At 54.4% G+C, this 26,310-nt stretch carries 29 protein-coding genes and 1 other annotated feature; of the genes, 11 read left to right on the top strand and 18 right to left on the bottom strand.

The features are described 5' to 3' along the window. Positions 1 to 128 precede the first annotated feature (128 nt). Positions 129 to 1,175, top strand: a complete 1,047-nt coding sequence (locus tag C1N59_RS11545) for a 3-deoxy-7-phosphoheptulonate synthase (protein ID WP_039340631.1) — start codon at positions 129 to 131, stop codon at positions 1,173 to 1,175. Between the two features lies 1 nt (position 1,176). On the opposite strand, the gene C1N59_RS11550 is transcribed toward C1N59_RS11545, so the two are convergent. From C1N59_RS11550 to C1N59_RS11620, 15 genes are all read right to left on the bottom strand, one after another. Then, entirely contained in the window at positions 1,177 to 2,613 is a 1,437-nt protein-coding gene (locus C1N59_RS11550) for a protein adenylyltransferase SelO (RefSeq protein WP_033741138.1), read from the bottom strand. A gap of 91 nt (positions 2,614 to 2,704) precedes the next feature. Beyond that, on the bottom strand, positions 2,705 to 3,439 hold the full coding sequence (locus tag C1N59_RS11555; protein ID WP_006118964.1) for an EAL domain-containing protein: 735 nt from the start codon (positions 3,437 to 3,439) through the stop codon (positions 2,705 to 2,707). Between the two features lie 291 nt (positions 3,440 to 3,730). After that, positions 3,731 to 4,189, bottom strand: a complete 459-nt coding sequence (locus tag C1N59_RS11560) for an NlpC/P60 family protein (RefSeq protein WP_054633900.1) — start codon at positions 4,187 to 4,189, stop codon at positions 3,731 to 3,733. Positions 4,190 to 4,255: 66 nt separating this feature from the next. After that, positions 4,256 to 5,005 (bottom strand): vitamin B12 ABC transporter ATP-binding protein BtuD, encoded by a 750-nt coding sequence (btuD, locus tag C1N59_RS11565; RefSeq protein WP_394549538.1) that lies wholly within the window; start codon positions 5,003 to 5,005, stop codon positions 4,256 to 4,258. After that, entirely contained in the window at positions 5,006 to 5,551 is a 546-nt protein-coding gene (locus tag C1N59_RS11570) for a glutathione peroxidase (protein ID WP_394549539.1), read from the bottom strand. Between the two features lie 15 nt (positions 5,552 to 5,566). Then, the gene (gene btuC, locus C1N59_RS11575) at positions 5,567 to 6,574 is read right to left on the bottom strand and encodes a vitamin B12 ABC transporter permease BtuC (RefSeq protein ID WP_394549541.1); all 1,008 of its coding nucleotides are present in this window, start codon (positions 6,572 to 6,574) and stop codon (positions 5,567 to 5,569) included. A 99-nt stretch (positions 6,575 to 6,673) separates the two neighbouring features. Beyond that, entirely contained in the window at positions 6,674 to 6,976 is a 303-nt protein-coding gene (gene ihfA, locus C1N59_RS11580; protein WP_006118960.1) for an integration host factor subunit alpha, read from the bottom strand. Between the two features lie 4 nt (positions 6,977 to 6,980). Then, entirely contained in the window at positions 6,981 to 9,368 is a 2,388-nt protein-coding gene (gene pheT, locus C1N59_RS11585; RefSeq protein ID WP_394549542.1) for a phenylalanine--tRNA ligase subunit beta, read from the bottom strand. A 14-nt stretch (positions 9,369 to 9,382) separates the two neighbouring features. Beyond that, entirely contained in the window at positions 9,383 to 10,366 is a 984-nt protein-coding gene (gene pheS, locus C1N59_RS11590; protein ID WP_394549544.1) for a phenylalanine--tRNA ligase subunit alpha, read from the bottom strand. A gap of 71 nt (positions 10,367 to 10,437) precedes the next feature. Then, positions 10,438 to 10,563: a sequence feature (Phe leader region), on the bottom strand. After that, positions 10,514 to 10,558, bottom strand: a complete 45-nt coding sequence (gene pheM / locus C1N59_RS11595; RefSeq protein WP_106120997.1) for a pheST operon leader peptide PheM — start codon at positions 10,556 to 10,558, stop codon at positions 10,514 to 10,516. Its footprint overlaps the feature before it by 45 nt. A gap of 116 nt (positions 10,564 to 10,679) precedes the next feature. After that, entirely contained in the window at positions 10,680 to 11,036 is a 357-nt protein-coding gene (gene rplT, locus C1N59_RS11600) for a 50S ribosomal protein L20 (RefSeq protein WP_006118956.1), read from the bottom strand. Between the two features lie 44 nt (positions 11,037 to 11,080). Then, positions 11,081 to 11,278 (bottom strand): 50S ribosomal protein L35, encoded by a 198-nt coding sequence (rpmI, locus tag C1N59_RS11605; protein ID WP_006118955.1) that lies wholly within the window; start codon positions 11,276 to 11,278, stop codon positions 11,081 to 11,083. 100 nt (positions 11,279 to 11,378) lie between these two features. Then, positions 11,379 to 11,930 carry a translation initiation factor IF-3 gene (gene infC / locus C1N59_RS11610; RefSeq protein ID WP_006118954.1) on the bottom strand — a complete coding sequence of 184 codons (552 nt, stop codon included), beginning with the start codon at positions 11,928 to 11,930 and terminating at the stop codon, positions 11,379 to 11,381. 3 nt (positions 11,931 to 11,933) lie between these two features. Continuing rightward, positions 11,934 to 13,862 carry a threonine--tRNA ligase gene (gene thrS / locus C1N59_RS11615; protein ID WP_205950092.1) on the bottom strand — a complete coding sequence of 643 codons (1,929 nt, stop codon included), beginning with the start codon at positions 13,860 to 13,862 and terminating at the stop codon, positions 11,934 to 11,936. A 248-nt stretch (positions 13,863 to 14,110) separates the two neighbouring features. After that, positions 14,111 to 14,872, bottom strand: coding sequence for a DUF481 domain-containing protein (locus tag C1N59_RS11620; protein ID WP_006118952.1), 762 nt, complete (start codon positions 14,870 to 14,872; stop codon positions 14,111 to 14,113). Positions 14,873 to 15,223: 351 nt separating this feature from the next. Here C1N59_RS11620 and ghoS point away from each other — a divergent pair, with 351 nt between their 5' ends. Together ghoS and C1N59_RS11630 are read left to right on the top strand one after the other, a co-directional pair. Continuing rightward, positions 15,224 to 15,526: a type V toxin-antitoxin system endoribonuclease antitoxin GhoS gene (gene ghoS / locus C1N59_RS11625; RefSeq protein WP_054633904.1), complete on the top strand. Its 303-nt coding sequence runs from the start codon at positions 15,224 to 15,226 to the stop codon at positions 15,524 to 15,526. Between the two features lie 79 nt (positions 15,527 to 15,605). Further along, positions 15,606 to 16,499, top strand: coding sequence for a fructosamine kinase family protein (locus tag C1N59_RS11630; RefSeq protein ID WP_033741121.1), 894 nt, complete (start codon positions 15,606 to 15,608; stop codon positions 16,497 to 16,499). 4 nt (positions 16,500 to 16,503) lie between these two features. Here C1N59_RS11630 and C1N59_RS11635 read toward each other — a convergent pair whose 3' ends face one another. Beyond that, entirely contained in the window at positions 16,504 to 17,040 is a 537-nt protein-coding gene (locus C1N59_RS11635; protein WP_006118949.1) for a YniB family protein, read from the bottom strand. Positions 17,041 to 17,193: 153 nt separating this feature from the next. Here C1N59_RS11635 and hxpB point away from each other — a divergent pair, with 153 nt between their 5' ends. From hxpB to C1N59_RS11655, 4 genes are all read left to right on the top strand, one after another. Continuing rightward, the gene (gene hxpB / locus C1N59_RS11640) at positions 17,194 to 17,862 is read left to right on the top strand and encodes a hexitol phosphatase HxpB (protein WP_054633906.1); all 669 of its coding nucleotides are present in this window, start codon (positions 17,194 to 17,196) and stop codon (positions 17,860 to 17,862) included. Between the two features lie 131 nt (positions 17,863 to 17,993). Beyond that, on the top strand, positions 17,994 to 18,584 hold the full coding sequence (locus tag C1N59_RS11645; protein WP_394549546.1) for a metal-dependent hydrolase: 591 nt from the start codon (positions 17,994 to 17,996) through the stop codon (positions 18,582 to 18,584). 149 nt (positions 18,585 to 18,733) lie between these two features. Then, the gene (locus C1N59_RS11650) at positions 18,734 to 20,125 is read left to right on the top strand and encodes an L-cystine transporter (protein WP_172912410.1); all 1,392 of its coding nucleotides are present in this window, start codon (positions 18,734 to 18,736) and stop codon (positions 20,123 to 20,125) included. Between the two features lie 193 nt (positions 20,126 to 20,318). Beyond that, entirely contained in the window at positions 20,319 to 20,729 is a 411-nt protein-coding gene (locus C1N59_RS11655; protein WP_006118945.1) for a DUF6515 family protein, read from the top strand. 53 nt (positions 20,730 to 20,782) lie between these two features. On the opposite strand, the gene osmE is transcribed toward C1N59_RS11655, so the two are convergent. Beyond that, positions 20,783 to 21,118, bottom strand: a complete 336-nt coding sequence (gene osmE, locus C1N59_RS11660) for an osmotically-inducible lipoprotein OsmE (protein WP_006118944.1) — start codon at positions 21,116 to 21,118, stop codon at positions 20,783 to 20,785. A gap of 244 nt (positions 21,119 to 21,362) precedes the next feature. On the opposite strand from osmE, the gene C1N59_RS11665 reads away from it, so the two are divergent. The 4 genes from C1N59_RS11665 to cho all read left to right on the top strand — a co-directional run bounded on the left by C1N59_RS11665 (position 21,363) and on the right by cho (position 25,380). Then, entirely contained in the window at positions 21,363 to 22,553 is a 1,191-nt protein-coding gene (locus C1N59_RS11665; RefSeq protein WP_006118943.1) for a multidrug effflux MFS transporter, read from the top strand. A gap of 128 nt (positions 22,554 to 22,681) precedes the next feature. Beyond that, entirely contained in the window at positions 22,682 to 23,506 is an 825-nt protein-coding gene (gene nadE / locus C1N59_RS11670) for an ammonia-dependent NAD(+) synthetase (protein ID WP_033741113.1), read from the top strand. Between the two features lie 79 nt (positions 23,507 to 23,585). Beyond that, positions 23,586 to 24,449, top strand: a complete 864-nt coding sequence (gene yddG, locus C1N59_RS11675) for an aromatic amino acid DMT transporter YddG (RefSeq protein WP_394550837.1) — start codon at positions 23,586 to 23,588, stop codon at positions 24,447 to 24,449. A gap of 67 nt (positions 24,450 to 24,516) precedes the next feature. Beyond that, positions 24,517 to 25,380 (top strand): excinuclease Cho, encoded by an 864-nt coding sequence (gene cho, locus C1N59_RS11680; protein WP_006118941.1) that lies wholly within the window; start codon positions 24,517 to 24,519, stop codon positions 25,378 to 25,380. 198 nt (positions 25,381 to 25,578) lie between these two features. Here cho and spy read toward each other — a convergent pair whose 3' ends face one another. Further along, the gene (gene spy, locus C1N59_RS11685) at positions 25,579 to 26,073 is read right to left on the bottom strand and encodes an ATP-independent periplasmic protein-refolding chaperone Spy (protein ID WP_058701720.1); all 495 of its coding nucleotides are present in this window, start codon (positions 26,071 to 26,073) and stop codon (positions 25,579 to 25,581) included. Positions 26,074 to 26,310: the final 237 nt, after the last annotated feature.

Consider the following 26,310-nt stretch of genomic DNA (forward strand, 5'->3'; position numbering starts at 1 on the left):
ACGTGGCGCTGCCGTAATTTTGCCTGCCATTGTCACGTTGATGCTTGAATTCACAAGCTAATGGTTTATTGTGACCCTCATCACTTCCCGGTATTCCACCGCTGCGAAGAACACATTTAGAGAACACCATGAATAAAACTGACGAACTGCGCACGGCGCGCATTGGCAGCCTGATCTCTCCTGCCAGTCTGGCAGCTGAATATCCGCTTTCCTCCGCCATGGCCGATAATATCACCGCAGCACGCAAGCGCATTGCGCGCATCCTCACGGGCGACGATCCCCGTCTGCTGGTCGTGATTGGTCCCTGCTCCCTGCATGACCCGGTGGCGGCTTTAGACTATGCCCGGCGTTTAAATGCGCTGCGCGAGCAGTATCAGGACCGGCTGGAAATCGTGATGCGGGCCTATTTTGAAAAGCCACGTACGGTGGTCGGCTGGAAAGGCCTGATCTCCGATCCGGATCTGGACGGTAGCTTTGATGTGAACCGCGGCATCGGCATTGCCCGTAAACTACTGATTGATATCAACGCCCTCGGCTTACCCACAGCAACGGAATTTCTGGATATGGTGATCGGGCAGTTTATTGCCGATCTGATCAGCTGGGGGGCCATTGGAGCCCGCACCACTGAAAGCCAGATCCATCGTGAAATGGCCTCTGCGCTCTCCTGTCCTGTCGGCTTCAAAAACGGCACCGATGGCAATGTGCGTATTGCTGTGGATGCCATTCGCGCTGCCCGAACCAGCCATATGTTCCTGTCGCCGGATAAACAGGGGCAAATGACCATTTACCAGACCAGCGGCAACCCGCACGGCCATGTGATTTTACGTGGCGGTAAACAGCCCAATTATCATGCCGCCGATGTCGCCGAGGCGACTGCCTGCCTGAATGAATTCGGCTTAGCGCCACAGCTGGTGATTGATTTCAGCCACGGCAACTGCCTGAAACAGCATCGTCGTCAGCGCGACGTTGCTGCTGATGTGGCTGAACAGATCAAAGGAGGTTCACGCGCGGTAGCGGGCGTGATGATCGAAAGTTTTATCGAAGAAGGCAATCAGAAAGTAGTGAGCGGTGAGCCCCTGACGTACGGTCAGTCCATCACCGATCCCTGCCTCAACTGGCAAGACAGCGAAGCTGTACTGGCCCTGTTAGCTGAGGCAGTTTCTCACCGTTTATAACTTAGCTGGAACAACTGACTTCCAGTGATTTGCCCCAGTCCGGCGGCCGTTGACGATACTCAGCGGCCGTCGCGTCACTGAAGGGCTGCTGAAGCGCCTGATGTAAACGGGCCAGCGCCCCGCTCTCACCCTGCTCCGCCGCCTCGATCGCCTGCTGTGCCAGATAATTTCGCAATACCAGTGCCGGATTGGCCGCTTTCATTACCTGTTGGCGCGTCGCATCGCTGACCTGCTCCTGCAACAAACGGGTGCGGTAATCCTGATACCAGCGATCAAAGGCAGCGCGATCGATAAATTCATCCCGTAACGGCGATCGCTGTTCTGACTGCTGCGTTTCACTGAGCAGGCGGAACGTCAGCGTATAATCGCGCCGTTCCTGACTCATTAAGCTGAGCAGACCGGTCAGAATCGCGTTATCCCCTGCCTCTTCGGTCAGAAAGCCCAGTTTCGCCCGCATCCGCTGGCCCCAGACGCGCATCAGTTCGTTTTCATAACCGCTCAGCGCCTGCTTTAGCTGCTCGGTACTGAGTAATCCTGACAGGGCATGCGCCAGACGATTAAGGTTCCACAGACCGATCATCGGCTGATTCTCGAAGCTGTAGCGCCCCTGGTAATCGCTGTGATTACAGATAAAGTCCGGCTGATAGTCATCCAGAAAACCGTAAGGGCCGTAATCCAGCGTCAGGCCAAGGATCGACATGTTGTCGGTATTCATCACACCATGCGCAAAGCCCACGCTCTGCCACTGCGCAATCAGGCGTGCTGTGCGCAGGACGATATCGGCGAACCACAGATAATAACGGTCGGCGTCCTCCGCCAGATGCGGCCAGTGATGACGAATGGCATACTCCGCCAGCTGTTTGACCTTGTCAGGCTGCTGGCTGTAAAAGAAGTGTTCGAAATGGCCAAAGCGCAGATGACTCGGCGCGATCCGCATCAGCATTGCACCGCGCTCAGCGGTTTCACGGTAAACCGGCTCATCGCTGATGGCTATCGTTAACGCGCGCGTGGTCGGGATCCCCAGATGGTGCAGCGCCTCCGAGGCCAGAAACTCACGCACCGTCGAGCGCACCACAGCACGACCATCGCCCATGCGCGAATACGGCGTCAGCCCTGCGCCTTTTAAATGCCAGTCGAGACGGCTGCCATCTTGCTGGCGCTGCTCACCCAGCAGAATGCCGCGCCCGTCACCCAGCTGACCTGCCCAGACGCCGAACTGATGGCCACTGTATACCTGCGCCAGCGGTTGCATACCCGGCAACAGTGACGCACCGTACCAGACACCGTGCCCCTGCCCGGTAAACAGATCGCTCTCCAGCGCCATTTCGTGCGCCAGCGGACCGTTGTGATATAACAGTCTGCCACCGGCAAGCGGGGTGGGATGTAAGGCGGTATAAGTACCCGAAAGCTCTCGAAACCAGCTGTTGTCAAAGACCATGTCTACTCCCAAACGACACCGGGTATCGTATGATAAAACCCACAGTGTAGCGTTGATAGCCGGGATTAAACAGGCGACAGTCGTGCAAATATCAGGGAGAGTGCAGGAATTGCTCGGAGTAGATCAAGGACTCAAACGCATCAGATTTCACCACCGGGAACAAGGCCCCCTGCAGATGCACATTACTTAGATGGCTAACTTTATCCAGTAAAATTTCGTCATCTACGCCACAAATAATCATCCGATCGCAATGGCTACGGAAATTATCAATGATGCTTTGCATAAATGGTAAAAAAGAAGCACGTTTAGCAAGCGACTGAATAAAGTGTTTGTCCAGCCTGATACAGCTAAACAGATTATCGTAAACGGCAGTCGTCGACGATTTCCCCGCGCCAAAATGCGACAGAGACAATTTAAACTCACCATATAACGCCGCGAGAAGCGGATTATTTTTTCCCAAATGGAGCGAGAGAAACGTTTCGCTGATATCTAACCTTAAAAAGGGCAGTTGTTTTATTTTACGCGTCAGAAACTCACTTTCGAGCAGGGTGCTTGCCATGCCCTCGTCTGTGGGCATAAAGGCCAGCAGATTGTGCGTTTCGAAAAAGGTCTGATGCTTTTCCAGTAACGAAACCTGCCGCTGCAGCAGGCGCAGGCGCTGTGTCTCATCAAGCTGCGGCAACAGAACATCCTGCGGCAACGTGATAGGCGCACTTTCGTGGACGAACTGGGTAGCCAGCTCAATAGCGGTTAAGTGCCCTTCCTGGGAACAGGCGGCATAAAACCAAATTTCCGACTCATAGTCGGCCGACAGATGAATTTTCATTTTACAGCCAGTATATGTGGCGATAGTGCATCGTATATGATTAAAAACTTACTGGCAATAGTAGCAAAGGACTGATGAGATAGATATTTTTAGGCCATTACTGGCTTTAGTTTTAAGAAAATAAACTTTAAGCCAAATAATTTTTGGGACAATTCTGTAAAGTATGAAAAAGATTCCCGCTCCCAATGTTATAAATAAAATGAGTTGGTTAAAGCCAAATTAGGAATATTTTTTAGATCCGGTCATTTTCTGAATTAATCCGCACTAACCGGGCGGGCTTAGGTTGACAAATTATATGCGTCGCGCCTGCCAAAACACTTTCCGCCAGTAGACATTATCCAGCGAGGATCGAATGACGCCCTGACTGGTTGAAGCATGGATGAAGGCGTTATCCGTGTCGTAAATGCCCACATGTAAGCCATTTTCGCCACTGCCGGTCCTGAAGAACACCAGGTCGCCGGGCAGAAGGTCCTCTTTGCTGATACGCGTGCCGATATCACTCTGGGCGGCGGTACTGCGTGGGAGCTGCAAATCAAACTTATCCCGAAATGTCAGATAGACAAAACCCGAGCAGTCAACGCCATTGCGGCTCATGCCACCATAGCGATACGGTGTTCCCCGCCAGCTCCCCAGTTGATCGTTGAGCTGCGCGATAACGGTAATGGAGTCAGAGAGGCGACCATTGACAGGCGGTGCACGATGGCTACAGCCCACCAACAGTAACACCACGAACAGCAACCCCATGCGCATCACAGCTCATCCTTAATCAGTTATAACGGGGTAAATGTAGCGGCAAAGCCCGCCACGTGGCAAGTCTCAGGGTAAAACCGTTAGCAGCGGACGGCCTTCCAGGATGAGTTGTCGGAAAGGGATACCGTAGAGTGGCGTGAGCTGTTCCGGACGCAGGACCTCACAGGGTTTGCCCTGTGCCACAACCGCGCCCTGATGCAACAGCCAGACCCGATCGGCATGCCACAGGCTGTGGTTGAGGTCATGGCTGCTGGCAATCACACAAACCCCTACACGACAGAGTTCCTGAATCAGATTATCGACAGCGTGTTGCTGCGCAACATCCAGCGCCGTCATGGGTTCGTCAAGAATCAGCAGTTTACCGTCCGCATTAATCTGCGGATCGATTTGTGCCATGACCGCACAGAGCCGGACGCGCTGCCATTCGCCCCCGGAAAGCTGATTCAGCGGTCGGGAGAGTTTTTCTGTCAACTGCAGCCGGGCGAGTAAGCTCATTAACCGCGCATCATTGTGTGGCCCTGAAGACGCCAGATGCAAACGAAGATAGTGATAAACCGGCATCATGCCAGGTGGCAGTTGCTGTTGAGGCAGCCAGCCGCGCACCCGGGCCAGCGCCGGTCCGGGCCAGTCAGCCAGCGCTTTATCCTGTAAAGTCATCTGACCGGTTATCGGCTCCAGACCGGCCAGCGCGGACAACAAGGTGCTTTTGCCCGCGCCATTCGGCCCCACCAGATGGATCAGATGCCCGGCATGAAGCGCACCGCTTACCGGTTGCAGCCGTCCGGCAACGGCGACCGCTTGCAGGCTGAGTAACACCTACTTCGCTAGCGCGACCTTAATCGTTTCCAGAATAATCGGGTCTTCTGGCGACATATCGGGCGAGAAACGCTGGATCACGCTGCCGTCACGTCCAATCAGGAATTTTTCAAAATTCCACAAAATATCCCCTGGCGCTTTTGGTGCCCGGCCTTTACTGACCATACGCTCATAAAAGCCACTTTTTTCCGGCCGAACGGCATCCGGTTTTGCGGCCACCAGCTGCGCATAAAGCGGATGACGATGTTCACCATTCACCTCACATTTTTCGAACAGAGGGAAGGTCACACCGTAGGTGGTGCTGCAAAACGTCTTGATTTCTTCGCTGGTGCCGGGTTCCTGCTCCAGGAACTGATTGCACGGGAAACCCAGTACACTGAAGCCCTGGTCATGCCAGGCTTCATGGATATTTTCCAGTGCTTCGTATTGCGGCGTTAAACCACATTTCGAGGCCACGTTCACCACCAGCAGGACGTTGCCCTGCCAGGCAGACAGCGTGGTTTTCTCACCATCCAGCGTAACCAGTTCAGTTTGATAAATGCTCATACGGGGTTCCTGTGGTTAAGACTTGTTTGTCAGCGCAGGCTGACGTGTCGATTTGACTAACAGAACGATAAACAATGGCGCACCCAGCGTGACCGTGACCACGCCAACAGGTAACTCAGCCGAGGCCAGTGCCAGACGGGCAATAATATCTGCCCCCAGCAGTACGCTGGCCCCTGCCAGCGCGGAGGCCGGCAGCAACGCACGATGATCGTGCAATCCCACCAGGCGTAACAGATGAGGAATGACCAGCCCGACAAATCCTATCGCCCCGGCCAGCGCAACGCTGACCCCGACCAGCCAGCCCATGGCCAGCACCAGCAGATTACGCCAGCAGACCAGAGACAGTCCTAACTGGCGCGCGGAGGTCTCACCGAGGGCCAACAGATTGAGCGCGCGGGCCGCCGTCATGCTGGCCAGAATCACCGGCAATAACGCCAGCATCATCCAGCCATAACGCCAGTCGATGCCGCTGAATCCGCCCATCATCCAGTACATCAGTTGGCGCAAATCGAGACTGCTGCTGAAATACACCGCCCAGGTCATCATCGCGCTGCAAATCATGCCCAACGCTACGCCGGTGAGCAACAAACGGCTGACGGATAAATGGCGGTGGGCAAAGTGCAGCAGAATCAGCGTAATCACCAACGCGCCCGCTATCGCCGAAAGCGAGAGGCTCCATAATGCGCCGCCGCTGAACAGCACGCCCGCCACCAGGCCAATGCCTGCCCCGCTGGACACCCCCAGCAGGCCGGGCTCGGCCAGCGGATTGGTAAACAGCGCCTGCATCATCACCCCGCTCAACGCCAGCGCCGCCCCCACCAGCATCACCGCGACGGTACGGGGTAAACGTAACTGGCCGACAAACAGCCTGCCGCTCTCACTCCACCAGGCGGCAGGCCCTATCCAGCGCTCGCCTGCACACAGGCTGACCGTAAAAAGCGCCAGCAGCAGCAGACTCAGGCCCATCAGCCATTTTTGATTTTGCCGTGTGCTGTGCCGTGCAAGTTGTTCAAGCTGGGACATAAGCGGAATTGATCTGGGTAACAGGGAATTGATTGTAAAAGGATTGCGAAAAAAAGAAATGAAAAAGGCCGCTTGCGCGGCCTTTTTAAAACACTGGGATCAGTCACTGTCTTTGGGTGTGGCGTTCTCAACGCGACTTTTAAGCTTCTGCCCTGGACGGAAGGTGACTACGCGACGTGCAGTAATCGGAATATCCTCTCCCGTTTTTGGGTTTCTGCCCGGACGTTGGTTTTTGTCACGCAGATCAAAATTACCAAACCCCGACAGTTTAACCTGTTCTCCATTTTCCAAAGCGCGGCGAACCTCTTCGAAAAACAGCTCCACTAACTCTTTTGCATCACGTTTGCTCAGCCCGAGTTTCTCAAACAGGTATTCTGACATCTCAGCTTTTGTAAGCGCCATAGGTTCAATCCCTCAAGGTTGCCTGGAATCGCTCTTTTAATGCCGCAACGCATTTGGCAACCGTCGCGGCAATCTCCTCTTCTTCGAGTGTCCGGCTGGTATCCTGCAAAATCAGGCTGATTGCGAGGCTCTTATAGCCCTCGGAAACACCCTTACCTCGGTACACGTCAAACAAGTTTACGCCAACTACCTGATTTACGCCAACTTTCTTACACTCTGCGATGATATCTGCTGCGGGCACGTTTTCCGCCACAACAACGGCGATATCTCGGCGGTTTGCCGGGAAGCGCGAAATCTCTTGCGCATCAGGCAGGACGCGGTCTGCGACCTTATTCCAAAGCAGTTCAAAGACTAAGGTGCGACCGTTGAGATCCAGCTTACGTTCAAGTTCGGGATGAACCACTCCGATAAATCCGATTCGTTCATCATGCAAATAAATTGCCGCACTTTGTCCCGGATGTAACGCCGGATTCGCTTCTGCACGGAAAGTGATGGCGTCGAGCTTACCGGTTAAATCCAGTAATGACTCTAAATCGCCTTTCAAATCATAGAAGTCAACCGCCTGGCGCGCCAGATCCCAGTGCTCTTCGAAGCGATTGCCACTCAGTACGCCGGCCAGCATCAAATCCTGACGGATACCTAAATCTGCCTGTGTATCAGGCACAAAACGCAGGCCGCTCTCAAACAGGCGCACGCGGCTCTGCTGACGATTCTGATTATAGACCACGGCGCTCAGCAAACCGGTCCACAGCGACAGACGCATGGTGGACATATCGCTGGAAATCGGGCTTGGCAGCAGCAATGCCTCTTCGCCGGGATGCAGCAACTGCTGGACTTTTGGATCCACGAAGCTGTAGGTAATGGCCTCCTGATAGCCTTTATCCACCAGCAGCATCTTCGCGCGTTTCAGCGACAGGTTGGCTTCACGGTGCTTCGTCATCACCAACCCGGCCTGCACCGGCACGTTGGGGATATTGTTGTAACCGTAGATGCGCGCAATCTCTTCCACCAGGTCTTCTTCGATAGCCATATCGAAGCGCCAGGTCGGTGCGACCGCCTGCCATTCCTGATTGTCTACGCTCACCTGACAACCGAGGCGGGTCAGAATGTCGGTCACCTGGGCATCGCTGACCACATGACCGATTAAGCGATCCAGCTTCTCACGACGTAAGGTGATGGTGGCTGGCACCGGCAACGCGGCCTCTACCGTCTGATCGATAACCGGACCGGCTTCGCCGCCACAGATGCTCAGCAGCAGCTGCGTCGCCCGCGCCATCGCCTTGTGCTGCAGCGCCGAATCCACACCACGCTCGTAACGATGTGAAGCATCCGTATGCAAACCATGACGACGCGCACGGCCGGTAATCGCCAGCGGCTCAAACCAGGCGCATTCCAGTAAAATATTTTGCGTTTCGGTGTTTACGCCGGAATGCTCACCGCCAAAAATGCCGCCCATCGCCAGCGCTTTCTGGTGGTCAGCAATGACCAGCGTATCGCTGCTGAGTCTGGCTTCTGTACCGTCCAGCAGCGTGAGTGCTTCGCCCTCTTCTGCCATGCGCACCACGATCCCGCCGTCAAGACGATCCAGATCGAAGGCGTGCATCGGCTGACCCAGTTCCAGCAGCACGTAGTTGGTGATATCCACGACCGGATCGATAGAGCGAATACCGCAGCGGCGCAGTTTCTCTCTCATCCACAGCGGCGTTGCTGCGGCAACGTTCACGCCTTTGACCACCCGGCCTAAATAGCGAGGACAGGCATCGGTCGCGTCAACGCGAATCGGGAAGGTATCGGGAATCGTGGCAGTGACCGACTCGATGGCGGGCGTATTCAGCGGCAGGCCGTTCAGGACCGCAACATCCCGAGCGATGCCCATGATGCCCAGACAGTCAGCGCGGTTAGGCGTCACGCTGATTTCGATGGTGTTGTCATCTAACTGCAGATAGTCACGGATATCGGTGCCCACAGGCGCATCGGCAGGCAGTTCAATAATGCCATTGTGATCATCGGAAATACCCAGCTCCGAGAACGAGCACAGCATGCCTTCCGAGGGTTCACCGCGCAGCTTTGCGGCTTTGATTTTGAAATCGCCCGGCAGAACGGCACCCACGGTGGCGACGGCCACTTTCAGGCCCTGACGACAGTTCGGTGCACCGCACACGATATCCAGCAGACGATCGCCCCCGGTGTTGATTTTGGTCACGCGCAGCTTGTCGGCATTCGGGTGCTGACCGCACTCTACGACCTCACCGACCACCACGCCATGAAACGCGCCAGCCACTGGCTCAACGCCATCCACTTCCAGACCCGCCATGGTGATTTGTTCTGACAGCGCTGCGCTGTCAAGGGCTGGATTTACCCATTCGCGTAACCAGAGTTCACTGAATTTCATTGGATAACCTGCCCTTACTTAAATTGTTTGAGGAAACGTAAATCATTTTCGAAGAATGCGCGTAAATCGGTCACGCCGTAACGCAGCATGGTCAGACGCTCCATGCCCATACCAAAGGCGAAGCCCGAGTAGACTTCCGGATCGATACCGACGTTGCGCAGCACGTTAGGATGCACCATGCCGCAGCCCAGCACTTCCAGCCACTTGCCGTTTTTCCCCATCACATCCACTTCCGCAGACGGTTCGGTGAACGGGAAGTAAGACGGACGGAAACGGATCTGCAAATCTTCCTCAAAGAAGTTGTTCAGGAAATCGTGCAGCGTGCCTTTCAGGTTGGTGAAGTTGATGTTCTTATCGACGATCAGGCCTTCCATCTGGTGGAACATCGGCGTGTGTGTCTGATCGTAGTCGTTACGGTACACGCGGCCCGGGGCGATAATGCGCAGCGGCGGCTGCTGGTTTTTCATCGTGCGGATCTGTACGCCGGATGTCTGCGTACGCAGCAGGCGAGTGGCATCGAACCAGAAGGTGTCGTGATCGGCACGTGCCGGGTGATGGCCGGGGATATTCAGCGCGTCAAAGTTATGGTAATCGTCTTCAATTTCCGGGCCGGTTACCACCGCAAAGCCCAGTTCACCAAAGAAGGTTTTGATGCGATCGATAGTACGGGTAACCGGATGCAGCCCACCGTTTTCGATACGGCGTCCCGGCAGCGAGACATCGATGGTTTCCGCCGCCAGACGGGCGTTGAGCGCCGCCGACTCCATCGCTTCTTTGCGGGCATTCAGACGATCTGTCACCTGCTGTTTGGCTTCGTTAATCACGGCACCGGCTGCTGGACGCTCTTCTGCTGGCAGCTCACGCAACGTGGTCATCTGCAAAGTCAGATGCCCTTTTTTCCCCAGATATTCGACGCGCACCGCGTCAAGGGCGGCGATATCGGTCGCCCCGTCGATGGCCGCCGTGGCGTTCGCCACCAGTTCTGCTAGTTGGGACATGTTTTCCTCTTTTTCCAGTCAGGCTGGTTAGTACTTGTTGGGACCTGCCGGTCCAATATGCCAGCGCCAAAAATAAAAAAGCCTCCACGTGGGAGGCTTTCAGCGCGATTTTTCGTTTCTTTTCTTATGCGCAAAAGCCCCTGATTGTCAGGCGCTAAAGTAAAAAAAGAAACGGAAAATAGCAGCATTCATGCTTGCGTTACCTTGTCGTGATACTCAACGGCACTATTGAAAAGCGCAGAGGCGAAAAAGTCAATCTTTTGCTCAGGTTACAGGTAATAAAAAAGGGAGCAAGCTCCCTTTTTCAACTGACTTACGCCAGAGCTGATTTCGCTTTTTCTACCAGTGCAGTGAATGCCACTTTGTCGAATACAGCGATGTCGGCCAGGATTTTACGGTCAATTTCAATGGCTGCTTTTTTCAGACCATTGATGAAACGGCTGTAAGACATACCGTTCTGACGCGCCGCTGCGTTGATACGCGCGATCCACAGCTGACGGAACTGACGCTTACGTTGACGACGGTCGCGGTAAGCATACTGACCAGCTTTGATAACAGCCTGGAAGGCAACGCGGTAAACACGTGAACGTGCACCGTAGTAACCTTTAGCTTGTTTTAAGATTTTTTTGTGACGTGCGCGAGCAACTACACCACGTTTTACACGAGCCATTTAGCTCTCCTGTTTAATATTCTGAATTAATTAAAAAAATTTACTTATGCGTACGGCAGGCAGGCAACAACCAGACCCAGATCGCCTTTAGACACCATGCCTTTCGGACGCAGGTGACGTTTACGCTTGGTAGATTTCTTAGTCAGAATATGACGCAGGTTCGCGTGTTTACGCTTGAAGCCGCCAGAAGCGGTCTTCTTGAAGCGCTTAGCCGCGCCACGTACAGTTTTAATCTTTGGCATTTTAAAAAATATCCACTTCGCATTGTTGATAACATGACCCAGACAGGCGAACAACAAACCGCACAACGCGAGCGCTGCGCGGTCATTGCTACTTGAATGCCTACTGTTTCTTCTTAGGTGCGAGCACCATGATCATCTGGCGGCCTTCGATCTTCGAAGGGAAGGATTCGACAATAGCCAAATCCAGATCATCACACAGGTCTTTACGGACGCGGTTAAGCACTTCCATACCGATCTGCTGGTGCGCCATCTCACGACCGCGGAAACGCAGCGTGATTTTGGCTTTATCGCCTTCTTCCAGAAAGCGAATCAGGTTGCGTAGTTTGACCTGATAGTCGCCATCATCGGTTCCAGGACGGAATTTAATTTCCTTAACCTGAATAACTTTTTGCTTCTTCTTCTGTTCCTTAGAAGATTTGCTTTTTTCATAGAGGAACTTGCCGTAATCCATAATGCGGCAAACCGGCGGTTCGGCGTTCGGGCTGATTTCAACTAAATCTACACCCGCTTCCTCAGCTTTTTCCAAAGCTTCGCGTAGACTGACAATACCAAGTTGCTCGCCTTCAACGCCTGTTAAGCGCACTTCTGTTGCGCGAATTTCACTGTTGATGCGATTCGGACGCGTAGGTTGTACTCGTTTTCCGCCTTTAATACCTTATTCCTCCAATTGGTGAAGATTGCGGCTGCGAATCTCTTGCTGCAGCTTCTCAACAAACACATCGACATCCATCGACCCAAGGTCTTTACCACGGCGGGTGCGAACGGCCACTTTGCCAGCTTCCACCTCTTTATCACCACAGACCAACATATAAGGGATGCGACGTAATGTGTGCTCGCGGATTTTAAAGCCTATCTTCTCGTTTCTCAAGTCCGCTTTCACACGAATGCCAGCATTCTGCAATTTACGTGTCAAAGTCTCAACATATTCTGCCTGACCGTCGGTAATATTCATGACGACAGCCTGCACTGGTGCCAGCCAGCTAGGGAAGAAACCGGCAAACTCTTCGGTCAAAATACCGATAAAGCGTTCCATCGACCCCAGAATCGCACGGTGAATCATCACGGGCGTCTGACGATCGTTGTTTTCACCCACGTAAGTGGCATCCAGACGTTTAGGCAGGGAAAAGTCTAGCTGAACTGTTCCGCACTGCCAGGCACGGTCAAGGCAATCGTATAGAGTAAATTCAATTTTCGGGCCGTAGAAGGCGCCCTCACCCGGCTGGTATTCAAACGCAATGTTGTTTTCATTGAGCGCCGCAGCCAGATCCTCTTCTGCACGATCCCAGGTTTCATCAGAACCGATGCGTTTTTCAGGACGGGTAGACAGTTTCACCACGATCTTTTCAAAGCCAAAGGTGCTGTACATGTCGTAAACCATGCGGATACAGCTGTTCACTTCGGCGCGCAGTTGATCTTCCGTACAGAAAATATGGGCATCATCCTGAGTAAAGCCACGAACGCGCATCAGACCATGTAACGCACCTGAGGGTTCATTACGGTGGCAGCTCCCGAACTCGGCCATACGCAGTGGCAAATCGCGATAGGATTTCAGCCCCTGATTAAAGATTTGCACATGACCCGGGCAGTTCATTGGCTTGATGCAGTACTCACGGTTCTCCGAAGAGGTCGTAAACATCGCATCTTTGTAGTTTTCCCAGTGACCGGTTTTTTCCCACAACACGCGGTCCATCATGAACGGACCTTTTACTTCCTGGTACTGGTACTCTTTCAGCTTACTGCGGACGAACACTTCCAGTTCACGGAAAATTGTCCAGCCGTCATTATGCCAGAAAACCATACCCGGCGCTTCTTCCTGCATATGGTAGAGGTCGAGCTGTTTACCGATCTTACGGTGGTCGCGCTTCGCCGCTTCTTCCAGACGCTGCAGATAGGCAGACAGCTGCTTTTTATCGGCCCAGGCGGTGCCGTAGATGCGCTGCAACATTTTGTTGTCGCTGTCGCCACGCCAGTAGGCGCCTGAAATTTTCTGCAGTTTGAAATGGTGACAAAAACGCATATTCGGTACGTGCGGACCGCGGCACATATCGACGTATTCTTCATGATGATACAGCCCAGGGCGATCATCATGACTGATATTCTCGTCCAGGATGGTGGTCTTATAGACTTCACCCCGCGCCGCGAAGACATCGCGCGCTTCCTGCCAGCTGACCTTCTTCTTCACGACATCGTAGTTGGTCTCAGCCAACTGATGCATGCGTTTTTCCAGCAGCTCAATATCTTCCTGGGTCAGCGTGCGATCGATGTCGACATCATAGTAGAAACCGTTGTCGATAACCGGACCAATAGCCATTTTCGTGTCGGGCCACAGCTGCTTAATGGCATGGCCTAACAGGTGCGCGCAAGAGTGACGGATGATTTCAAGACCCGCTTCGTCTTTTGCAGTAATAATGGCGACAGACGCGTCGTCGGTGATGGGATCAACCGCATCGACCAGTTCACCGTTCACTCGTCCGGCGATACAGGCTTTGGCCAGACCGGGGCCGATATCAAGCGCGATGTCCATCACGCTGACAGGGCGATCATAAGTGCGCTGGCTGCCATCAGGAAGCGTAATTACAGGCATAGAATGTCCTTAGTTGCAGTGGTAAGCCACACGAAAGCCTACATACAAAATTGAGTAGTTTGATTCACCTGGCGTGAAATCAGACCCACATTGTCGGAATGTCGCCAGGAAGTTGATGCGGCACGAATAATAGCAGTTTTCAGACGTGAGCAAAACCCATGCCTTTCCGCTAACTCTCAGACAGATCGAAAAAAAAGCGGCCAGGCCCCAGGCCAGACCGCTTCTCCGTCAGACAGAGTTAACGCGGATTACATCGCGTACGTTAGCATGACCGTGGTTTTGGTATCCGTATGGTCGGGCGCAGACTCAGGTGGATTGTTGTTCCAGGTGACGTTATACGCCAGTTTCAGGGCGAAATGGTCGTTAATCGCTACCTGTAAGCCCGTTTCAGAGTTCACTGTCGTATCGTCACCCAGTGAGCTCAGCACGGAAACACCCTGAATGAATTTGGTGGTATCTGTCAGCTGCCACTGGTAGCTCACCGCACCGTAAGCCAGCGCCTGCGTTTTATGGCCACCTTCGCGGTAATCGTCGTAACGGACACCAGGACCGAATTCCGCACGCAGTGAATGCACCGGGCCATTCAGGATCTGACGACCATAACCGGCGGTCAGGACATCGCGTCCGTCATAACCATTGTAACGGTCACTTAACCAGCTTGCCTGACCAAACAGGTAGTCATAGGCACTCATGTTGTAACGCGAACGCGCACCTACGTTATAGGTTTCGGACGAGCGCTCATCGTTTGCAGAGGTATTCGCGGCATTGCCCCACAAGCTGTAGGCCATTGATTCTGTATACCAGGTCATGTTGGTCTGTGCGGTCAACGATGAGCTGGTGGTGTTACCGGTTTGCGCCAGGTAACCTGCAGAGGCCGATCCTTCAAAAGGCTTTTTCGCCGTTGAAGGGTCATCCATCGCGGTGAAGACCGCGTTATCGGCCAGCGCCTGGTGACAAAACGCTCCGGCAGAGAGCAATAGAACAGCAGACAGCTTGTTAAAGGCGTTCATTAAGTGTGATCCGTGCAACAGTTTTGAAAACGAAGATTCTGAAGGGTTTCCCGGTGCGATCAATCCCCTTTACCGTAACTTTTGTAAAGAGATATGAATTCGCTCAGAACATCATGCATTAGCGTAACGTCCCGTATTTGCTGGACGTTAACCTGAGTTCGGCGCGCATTATAGAGTTGTTTTTGCCAAATAACATCTGTTCGTTTACAAGATTTACATACGTTCGGGTCGCCAGCATCCGCACAAACGGTAAACAGTTTAGTCCGAATTGTTGGCTCATCCCCTTCATTATTCGCCTGTTTTTTCACCCTGTACTACGCTGTGTGATATTTAACCCTTTCGAGGTGCAAAATGCGCAGTGGAGATCTACATCGCTATGTCGTGACCTTTCATTATCAGGAAGCCGGACTCAGTGACGTTCTGAACCTGACCGGTGCTCTGACATCAGGGGGCTTCTCTACCACGTTAATGGATGACAGTGGCACCGCCCATGAGCTTGGCACCAACAGTTTTGGCATTGTCACCACACTGGATGAGGCCGCGCTAAAACAGCAGGCTCTTGCCGCGGGCGAAAGCGCGCTGGGCCAGAAACCCGACGTGACGTTGACCACGCTTGACGACTTTCTGCGCCAAGCAACAGGTGCCGCAGACTAGTCTGTGCACACGCGCAGGTTTTTATCGCGTGCGTCCGCGTTACAATTGAACTCAGGCAGCGAATAAAGAGGATAACCCGATGTGGTCAGCCATTAGTCGTCTGTTAAACGAGCAATTTGGCAACGCCGAAATTACCCAACGTCACGAACTCCCCGGGGGTGATGTGCATCCCGCCTGGCTCATCCGCTATGGTGAGCAGGATGTGTTTGTGAAGTGCAACAGCCGCGATAAAGTGTCCCTGTTTAGCTGGGAAGCCGATCAACTCGCCCTGCTGCGCCGTACCCAGACGGTCCGCGTTCCGGACGTTTATGGCGTTGGCAGCGATCGTGACTACAGTTTCCTGCTGCTGGAATATATCAAACCTCAGCCCCTGGATCCGCAGAGCGCCTACCAGTTAGGCCAGCAGTTGGCGCGTCTGCATCAGTGGAGCGAGCAACCTCAGTTCGGGCTTGATTTCGATAATAATCTGACCTCTACACCACAGCCCAACAGCTGGTTGCGGCGCTGGTCAGTTTTCTTTGCGGAGCAACGAATCGGCTGGCAACTGCAGATTGCCGCTGAGAAAGGCATTCTGTACGGCGATGCCGAACGGATTATTGATTGTGTGCAACGGACCCTGGCGTCCCATCACCCTCAACCTTCCCTGCTCCACGGCGATCTGTGGCCAGCTAACTGTGCGGGCAGCGAGACTGGCCCCTGGATTTTCGATCCTGCCTGTTACTGGGGCGACCGGGAATGCGACCTGGCGATGCTGAGCTGGTTTACCGATCTGCCGAAGGCGATCTTTGACGGTTATCACCAGAGCTGGCCATTACCCGATGGCTTTTCGCAGCGTCAGCCGGTTTATCAGCTTTACTATCTCCTGAACAGGGCCAACGTGTTTGGCGGCAACTGGCTGGGCGCGGCGCAGTTTGCCGTGGGCCAGTTGCTGGATGACGATGCACGGGCAGCCGGTCAGGTGAAACCGGCCTGATCGTTTAGAGAAAACCAAGCAGAGAAAGCAGAAAGTAACCGGCGATGGCAATCACCAGCGGCAGGATGTAGAGCGGGAAAATCTGCAGAAAAATGGTGTGGCGCGGGACCCGTACCTTTTCTTCCAGCTGCTGCCGGGTCCGGCCATCGCTGCCTTTTGCCTGCTCAAGAATCATCTGATCTTCAATCCCTTCCCGCACATGGCGCACCTGACGTCCCATGCGCGCACCGGACGCTTCCAGCGCCAGCCCGACAAAAATCAAAATATAGATAAACCAGAAGCCCAGATTCATCTGTCCATTGAACTCGGGCACCGGTGAGTTTTGCCAGAACACATTCAGAAACGGCGTATTAAAGCGAATCATATCCACCATGACATGAATGAAATCCAGCATCACGGCATCAATACCGGGTTTCTTTTCACTGTGCTTAAACAAAAAGCTCAGCAGTGAAATGATGGTAGACAGCAACGCGAGTAAAAAAATCACCCAGCCAGCGACACGCTTAAGGATGGCAATGCGGCCAGCCTGTTGATAGGTCATGATATCTCCTGAACCCAAAATCCCATTTGCTTCAGTCTACCTGCCCTTGCAGAATTTTCCCAAAAAAAAGAGCGGTCTGCGCCCGTTTCGCCTCATCTGCGCACCAACCCTGTGTTCATGCTAAGGTAGCCTGAACTTTTTAAGGAGCGACACATGTCTTACCACCGCCCTGTTTTTGCAGCTTTATTTGATATGGATGGCTTGTTGATTGATTCTGAACCTCTCTGGGATCAGGCTGAAATGGACATCTTCTCAACCCTGAATATCGATTTGACCCGACGCCACGAATTACCTGATACGCTCGGATTACGTATCGATCAGACGGTGCGCATGTGGTACGAAACGTTGCCCTGGTCGGGACCGAGTCAGGAAGCGGTCACACAGCGTATCATCGCCCGTGCAATGGAACTGATTGCGATAAACCGCCCGCTTCTGCCCGGCGTTGAGTCCGCCCTCTCATTGTGCAAACAGCACGGCCTGAAGACCGGCCTGGTTTCCGCATCGCCCCGCTTCATGCTGGAACAGGTACTGGCGATGTTTAACCTGAATCACTCTTTTGATGTGCTGTCTTCCGCCGAACATCTGCCCTACAGCAAGCCGCATCCGCAGGTCTACCTCAACGCCGCCGAGGCGCTGGGCATTGATCCGCTTCACTGCGTCGCGCTGGAAGATTCGGTGAACGGCATGGTAGCAAGCAAAGCCGCACGAATGCGATCAATTGTGATTCCGGCAGCCAGCCATCAGGATGATGCCCGCTGGGCGCTCGCCGACGTGAAGCTGAGTAGCCTGACGCAGTTAACGCGGGAGCATTTGCAGGCTTAACGGCAAAGGCGCTGTAACCTGTTGCATCCCCTTAAAAAATTAACGCTTCGTTACAGCGTCACAGGTTCTCATTTACTGGATAAATCCCTATACTGGATGCATTGACAGTTTCTTTTGCAGCCAGGTTTATCATGACGGCCGAAGGCCATATCTTTTTTGCTGTTGCCAGCGCCATTTTTGCGAAACGGGCCGAGCTCACCCCGGTGATGGCTCAGGCGGACTGGTGGCATTTAATTCCCGCCAGCCTGCTGACCTGCCTGCTCCCTGACATCGATCATCCTAAGTCCTTGCTGGGCCAGCGCCTGCGCTGGTTGTCGCATCCCATTGCCCGGGCATTTGGTCACCGCGGGTTCACCCACAGCCTGCTAGCCGTTGCGGCTGGCCTGTGGCTGTTTCAGATTAACGTGCCGAAGAGCTGGCCGCTGCCCGCCGATGTTCTGCAGGGCATGACGCTGGGTTACCTGAGCCACATTGTGGCCGATATGCTCACTCCCGCCGGCGTTCCTCTGCTCTGGCCCTGCCGCTGGCGTTTTCGTCTGCCCATTCTGAACAGCCAAAAAGGCAATCAGCTGGAGCGCGCTCTGTGCCTGGGCCTGATGGCTTACGCGCTGTGGTTCCCGCCAGGGATGCCTGCGTTTGGCGAAAATGGCTGGCCCACCCAGGTATTTGATACCTTGCAAAACGGCGTCAGTCGCCTCCTGTCGGGGCATTCCGGCTCCTGAGCCACTGGCCGCTCAAACAAAGTTATAAGCTATTCCATTTGGATATAAGATCGCACTAAATTCACCTGATACCATTTCCGGACACCTGTATGAACAATAACTACTTTTGCTTTCCTTACCAGGGGAATGCTGCATGATTCGGAGTTTCTATGGATATCCCTTTAACGCTTAATATCATTGCCTTTGTGGTGCTGCTGCTTCTGCTGTCACGCCTGAGCCGCGCCAACTGGAGTCTGTCCAAAAAAGTGCTGGTCGGGTTAGTGTTTGGCGTCGCGTTTGGCCTGGCGCTGCAGTTTATTTACGGCAGTAACAGCGATACGGTCAAAGCGTCGATTGGCTGGTTTAACGTGGTCGGTAACGGCTATGTCCAGCTGTTGCAGATGATCGTGATGCCGCTGGTCTTTGTCTCAATTCTGAGCGCGGTGGCGCGCCTGCATAACGCCTCTTCGCTGGGCAAAATCAGTTTCCTGACCATTGGCGTGCTGCTGTTTACGACCGCGATTGCGGCGCTGGTCGGAGTTTTCGTGACCGGGCTGTTCCATCTTAATGCAACCGGCCTGGTACAGGGTGCCCAGGAAACGGCGCGCCTGAGTGCCATCCAGAATAACTATGTAGGCAAAGTGGCCGATCTGACGGCGCCGCAGCTTATCCTGTCCTTTATCCCGAAAAACCCCTTTGCCGATTTAACCGGTGCCAGCCCCACCTCGATTATCAGTGTCGTCATCTTCGCAGCCTTTTTAGGCGTGGCGGCCCTGCACCTGCTTAAAGATGACGAAGTGAAAGGCCAGCGCGTCCTGACGGCGATCGATACGCTGCAGTCATGGGTGATGAAGCTGGTGCGCCTGATCATGAAACTGACGCCTTACGGCGTGCTGGCGCTGATGACTAAAGTGGTTGCCGGATCGAACCTGCAGGACATCATTAAGCTGGGTAGCTTCGTGGTCGCATCCTATCTGGGCCTGGGCATTATGTTTGTGGTACACGGTCTGCTGCTGTCCGTAAATGGCATCAACCCTATGCGCTTTTTTCGCAAAGTCTGGCCCGTGCTGACCTTTGCCTTCACCAGCCGCTCCAGTGCCGCCAGCATTCCGCTGAATGTGGAAGCGCAAACCCGTCGTCTGGGCGTGCCGGAATCCATTGCCAGTTTCTCGGCGTCGTTTGGCGCTACGATCGGGCAGAACGGTTGTGCCGGTCTTTATCCGACCATGCTGGCCGTGATGGTGGCGCCGACAGTGGGCATTAACCCGTTTGATCCGCTGTGGATTGCCACCCTGGTGGGCATTGTGACGTTGAGCTCAGCGGGCGTTGCCGGTGTCGGCGGTGGCGCGACTTTCGCGGCGTTAATCGTGCTGCCCGCGATGGGCCTGCCCGTCACGCTGGTCGCGCTGCTGATTTCGATCGAGCCGTTGATCGATATGGGCAGAACCGCGTTGAACGTGAATGGTGCAATGACCGCAGGTTCCCTGACCAGTCGCTGGCTGGGCCTGACAGACCGACGCGTTCTTGAGCAAGACGAACACCATGAATTAGAGCACAGCTAATCACAGCTGACCTGGCACCCGGTGCCAGGTCTTCTCCCTTTTCCCTGCCTGTTTCTCCTTATTTCCCCTCTCTCTTTACATTCACGTTAAGGAAACGTTAAGCGTGGTAAAGGGGCAATAATACGTGCGCTTTCTGCTTGTTTTTGGACGCTAAAAGGAGAATTCTGCAGCGAGTCACAGCAGGAGAATGCACATGAAAACGGTTATCGCTTCATTCCTCGCGTTAGCGATGATTACGCCCAGCGCAGTGTTTGCGCGCCCCGGCGACTGGGGGCCCGGCCCTCACTGGTACCGGCCCGGCCCAGGCTGGCATGGTCCTGCGCCACGCTGGCATGGTCCTGACCATTTCCACGTTCTGCCACTGGCGGCAACGGCGGTTCTGATTGGGGGATTAACCTACTATTTGCTGAATGGCAGTTATTATCAGCGACACGGTGATGAGTACGTGGTTGTTGAGCCGCCTGCTCCGACCTATGTCAGCAGCGTCGGCGGTATGCGGGTGCTGGATTTTAATGGCCGACGGTTCTACGTGCAGGACGGGCATTACTATCAGCGGGAGATTAACGGCAGCTACGTTGAAGTGCCGCGTCCGGCTGGACTGTAGAGATAAAAAAACGGCTCGCCATAAGCGAGCCGTTTTTTCAGGTCAGCGGAAATTTACTGCTTAACCTGCGGATCGGTATCGTATTCAGCACAGCTCTGGAAGCCGTAGTTCATCACGCGACCCATATCGTTATAGCTCACAAAGTAAGTCTGTGCTTTACCGTCACGCTCGCCAATCACATAGGTCTGACAGGTACCGCGCGCATGCACCATGGTGATTTCAGTTGAAGCAGGGCCAGCAATCTGACGGACCTGCTGGCGGGTCATGCCTTTTTTGACGTCCTTAACCACTGGCTTAGTCACGTAGCTTTCCGCACGATCGTAAGTCGTACAACCAGAGAGCGCAGCCAGCGTCAGCGCTGCAGCGATACATCCCATCACTTTATTCATCTTGTTGTTCCTCATTTTTTGTCCATGTGGTGAAAAGCCTGGAACATAAAACGGTTTTTATCAAGTTAATGACAGACTTAAACTCAATCTGTCTCGCGGGATTTGTTAAAATGCGCCGGAACAGACCAGGCATGCTGGCTCACTGCACCATTGCGTGTTGGCCAGTGCCGTTTTTACAGGCACAAAAGACGCGCTGAATGCACTTTTGTGACAACGTCACTTAAACATTATCATCAGAGGCCAAATGACGCTTTCCTCACCCAACCGGCTGGTTTACGCCATCACCCTGGGATTACTGGCTGCGCTGGGACCGTTGTGCATCGATCTGTATCTGCCCGCCCTGCCGCAGTTAGCCAGTGACCTGGCTACGCCAACGTCTACGGCACAGCTCAGCCTTACCGCTGGCCTGCTGGGACTGGGCGCCGGTCAGCTTCTGTTTGGTCCCATGAGCGACAAATTTGGTCGTCTGCGCCCTCTGACCCTGTCACTGACGTTGTTGTTTATCGCGTCGCTGGGCTGCGCCCTTGCCCAGACTATTGATCAACTGTTACTGGCTCGTCTGTTTCAGGGATTAGCGGGAGCGGGCGGTGCGGTGCTGTCACGGGCGGTAGCGCGCGATATGTACAATGGCCATGAACTGACGCGCTTTTTTGCGCTGCTGATGCTGGTTAACGGCCTTGCCCCTATTGGCGCCCCCGTACTGGGCGGTGCCCTGATGACCGTGCTGGACTGGCGCGGTATTTTTGTTGTGCTGAGCGGCATCGCCATTTTGCTCATCCTGCTGGCGCGCGGGAAACTGCATGAAAGTCTGCCCGTTGATCGGCGGAGTCAGGGCTCGGTTTTTGCTGCTTATGCTGCGCTGGGGCAGGTCATCACCCACCGTGCCTTTATGGGTTTCTGCCTGACGCAAGGGTTTATGATGTCGGGCATGTTCGCCTATATCGGCGCATCGCCGTTCGTGCTGCAGGAAATCTATGGTCTGTCACCCCAGGCGTTCAGCTTTTGCTTTGCCGCCAACGGTATCGGTTTAGTGATTGCCTCACAGACCAGCGCCCGCCTCTGCCCGCTGTGGGGTGAATATCGCGTCCTGAAAGGCGGCCTGATGCTGGCATTCGTGGCCTCCAGCGCGCTGCTGGCCGCCGGGTTAACGCACGCCCCGCTCCCGCTGCTGCTGGTTGCGCTGTTCTTTTCGATTGCCAGCAATGGTGTCATTGCCACCACCGCCGCCTCACTGGCGATGCAAAGTCAGGGGCAACGTGCCGGTAGCGCCTCGGCCGTCATTGGCGTGACGATGTTCACTCTGGGCGCACTCGCCGTGCCGGTAACCGGGATGGGCGGCACATCAGTAATCAGTATGACGTTGACGATATTTGGTTGCTTCATGCTGGCTATACTGACCTTTATCGTTTTGGCAAAAAAACCTCCGCTGAGGTAAAAATTGTCGGATTCAGACCAGCAAAAAGAAAACATCACCCGCTTTGGCTTGTTGTTTTCGGGGATGCGCGTTAGCTTTAAGACAGGCTTTGTATTGTGCCGGCTGGCTAAAGACTTAAGGAGATGTTGATGTCACTGCAGCAGGAAATCATTACCGCACTGGGTGTGAAACCCACTATCGATCCGCAGCAGGAAATTCGTACCAGCGTGGATTTCCTCAAAGCGTATTTAACGCGCCACAGCGGCCTGAAGGCGTTAATACTCGGTATCAGCGGCGGACAAGATTCTACCCTGACGGGCAAGCTGGCCCAGATGGCGATCACGGAGCTTCGCCAGGAAACAGGCGATAACGACTACACCTTTATCGCGGTGCGTCTGCCTTACGGCGTGCAGGCTGATGAGCAGGACTGCCAGGATGCGCTGGCCTTCATCCAGCCAGACCGCTCGCTGGTGGTCAATATTAAAGAAGCGGTGCTGGCCAGTGAGCGCGCGCTGAAAGACGCCGGCATTGTGCTGTCGGATTTCGTCCGCGGCAATGAGAAAGCCCGTGAGCGTATGAAAGCGCAGTACAGCATTGCCGGTATGACCAAAGGCGTGGTGGTGGGCACCGACCATGGCGCAGAAGCCGTCACGGGCTTCTTTACCAAGTACGGCGATGGCGGCAGCGATATTAACCCTATCTTCCGCCTCAATAAGCGCCAGGGCAAACTGCTGCTGAAAACGCTGGGTTGCCCGGAACATCTGTATCTGAAAAAACCGACCGCCGATTTAGAAGACGATCGCCCCGGTCTGCAGGATGAAGTCGCACTGGGCGTCACCTACGACATGATCGATGACTACCTTGAAGGGAAAACGATCGATCCGGACAGCGCGAAAATCATTGAAGGCTGGTATCTGAAAACCGAGCACAAACGTCGACCGCCTATCACTGTTTTCGACGATTTCTGGAAATAACGCCGCCGACCCTTGCCGCCCGGCAAGGGTTGCCTTAACTGCTGAAACCCCATGTCCGTAACGTTACACGAACGCCACCCTGACCGGGCTGAGCGCAATTTTACTCTGGAGTACGACCCTGGGTCTGCTGCGTAGCGTCAGTGAGGCTTTGGGCCCCACCGGCGGTGCCGCCCTGATCTATTCCATCACCGCCCTGCTGTTGTGCCTGACAAGAGGCCTGCCCGATCCGCGTGTCCTGCCCCGTCGCTATCTGCTGGTGGGCGGCGGGTTGTTTGTTGGATATGAAATCTGTCTGGCGCTGGCGATTGGACTTGCCCACGATCGGACACAGTCGCTGGAACTGGGCATGATCAATTACCTCTGGCCATCCCTGACCATTGTGCTGGCCATTCCGTTTAATCAGCAGCGTTTCCGCCACTGGCTGTGGCCCGGCCTGCTGCTCTCTCTGTGCGGCATTGTCTGGGTCATGAAAGGCACACATGACAGCGTGGCCACGCAGATGGCGTTACATATGGCCCATAACCCGCTGGCTTATCTGCTGGCACTGGCGGCAGCGCTGGCCTGGGCGCTTTATAACAATGTGACACGCCGTTATGCATGCGGTAGCAACGGTGTTTCACTGTTTTTTATCGTCACCGCGCTGGCGCTCTGGCTTAAATTTGCGTTCGGCACACAGCAGGAAGCGATGCACGTCAGCACAGCCGCGCTGGCGCAAGTGCTGTTCGTGGGTGCTTCTACCGCCGTGGCCTACTCTGCATGGAACTACGGCATTCAGCAGGGAAATTTGCCCCTGCTGGCGACCGCCTCCTGTTTTACGCCCGTGCTGTCCGCCTTGCTGGCCAGCTTATGGCTGGGCCTGACACCGCCCGCCAGCTTCTGGCAAGGTGTTGCCCTGATCACCGCAGGCTCGCTGATCTGCTGGCGGGCAACATACCGGTTATGAATCTGAGGCTGGCGATCATTTAACCTGCCTGTTATGCTGTATGGACAACCAGTATAGGGAGTTCGTTTTGGCAAGACGTGCAGCAACCCACCGCCTCGAATTTGATGCGGCAGCGATTTATGAATACCCGGAACATTTGCGTGAATGGCTGGAAGGCTTGCCCAACCTGCCCGGCGTGTATACCTTTCATGGCGAAAGCGACACGCTGCCGTTATACATTGGCAAAAGCGTTAACCTGCGTTCGCGCGTCATGTCTCATTTCCGTACACCTGATGAAGCCAAAATGTTGCGCCAGTCGCGACGCGTGAGCTGGATCCCCACGGCGGGCGATCTCGGCGCGTTACTACTGGAAGCGCAGATGATTAAAACTCAGCAGCCGCTCTTCAATAAACGCCTGCGCAAAAATCGCCAGCTCTGCTCGCTGCAAATTACGCCCGAAGGGAAACCACAGGTCGTGTATGCGCGCGATGTCGATTTCAGTCAGTCGCCCAACCTGTTTGGTTTATACCGCAGTCGCTTCGCTGCCCTGGAACGGCTGAAACAGCTGGCCGATGAGTATCAGCTTTGCCACGGCTTATTAGGTCTGGAAGCACTGAGCCCCAGCCGGGGCTGTTTCCGCTCAGCGTTACGCCGCTGTGCGGGTGCCTGCTGTGGCAAAGAGTCCGTGAGCGATCATCAGGACCGACTGTTGGCGGCGCTGGAAAACGTTCGCGTCTTCTGCTGGCCCTGGCAGGGGGCGGTGGCGCTGGTGGAAGAAGGAAAACAGATGACGCAGATTCATGTCATTGACCACTGGTTCTATCTGGGCTCAGTTGACTCACTTGAAGAAGCCAGACGGCTGAAACGGGGTAAAGGCGGGTTCGACCACGATGGTTATAAGATCCTGTGCCGTCCGGTGCTGTCCGGCCAGTATCCGGTCATTCCGCTCTGAACCGCCTGCTGACGGCACAAAAGGCGGACAGATGGCGACCTGCAACGCAACCCTGAGTTGACCGCGTGACGCGACAGAACTGCCTTTCCCTTAACCGCCTTCCCGCTGGCGCGCGTGCATAAAAAAACCGCCGACACTGCCCACGCAACGTGGACAAGGCCGGCGGTCTCAGACTCTCTTTAGTGATTAACCCGAGGCTTATTCAGCAGGTGCAGGGGCCGGAGCCGCTTTGTCATGCATCGGGCGTTTTTCAGTCAGGTGCTTTTCAAAATTCGCGTTGTACTGCTTTTTCTGCTCTGGCGTCAATACGTTGTACAGTTTGTTCTGGGTTTCCATCATTGCCACCGCGTTCGCTTTGGCGTTGGCGGTCATTTTCTCCGCCTGGGCTTCGGCCTTCGCTTTGTCGAAGCTGTCAGAGGCGATAATCGCATGGTTAGCGCGACGCTCTTCGATTGACGGGCGCTGCATCTCGCCACGGCCCGCTTTCATAATTTCATGCATTTTTGTTTTTTGTTCTGGCGTCAGATTCAGTCCGCCAAACATCATGTCCATCCCACCCCGGTGCATCGGCTTGTGCATCGGTTTCTCACTGCCTGCTGGCGGTGGCGTCAGGTTATCCGCTTCGGCATGCACTACAGATGCCGCACCAAATGCCAGGGTAGAAGCCAGTAACAGAGAAGTCAGTTTACGCATAACAGTGTCCTTTTTTACTTGTTCACTTTCGTTACGACAGCGCGCTGTCGCGTCTTCGGAAACAAGCATACGACGTTGAACGTCAACTACTGCGAGTGAGCGTAAAAGCGTGAAAGCACAAAAGTCATATTTCAGGCGATCATGGAGGGAATAAGAAGAATGGCGTCAGGAATTGCAAAAGAGTATGAATAATCAGGAAATTTCGGATAAATCGTGGAGAATTGTAATGCCTTTAGC

It is taken from the genome of Pantoea sp. SGAir0183 (assembly GCF_043545505.1).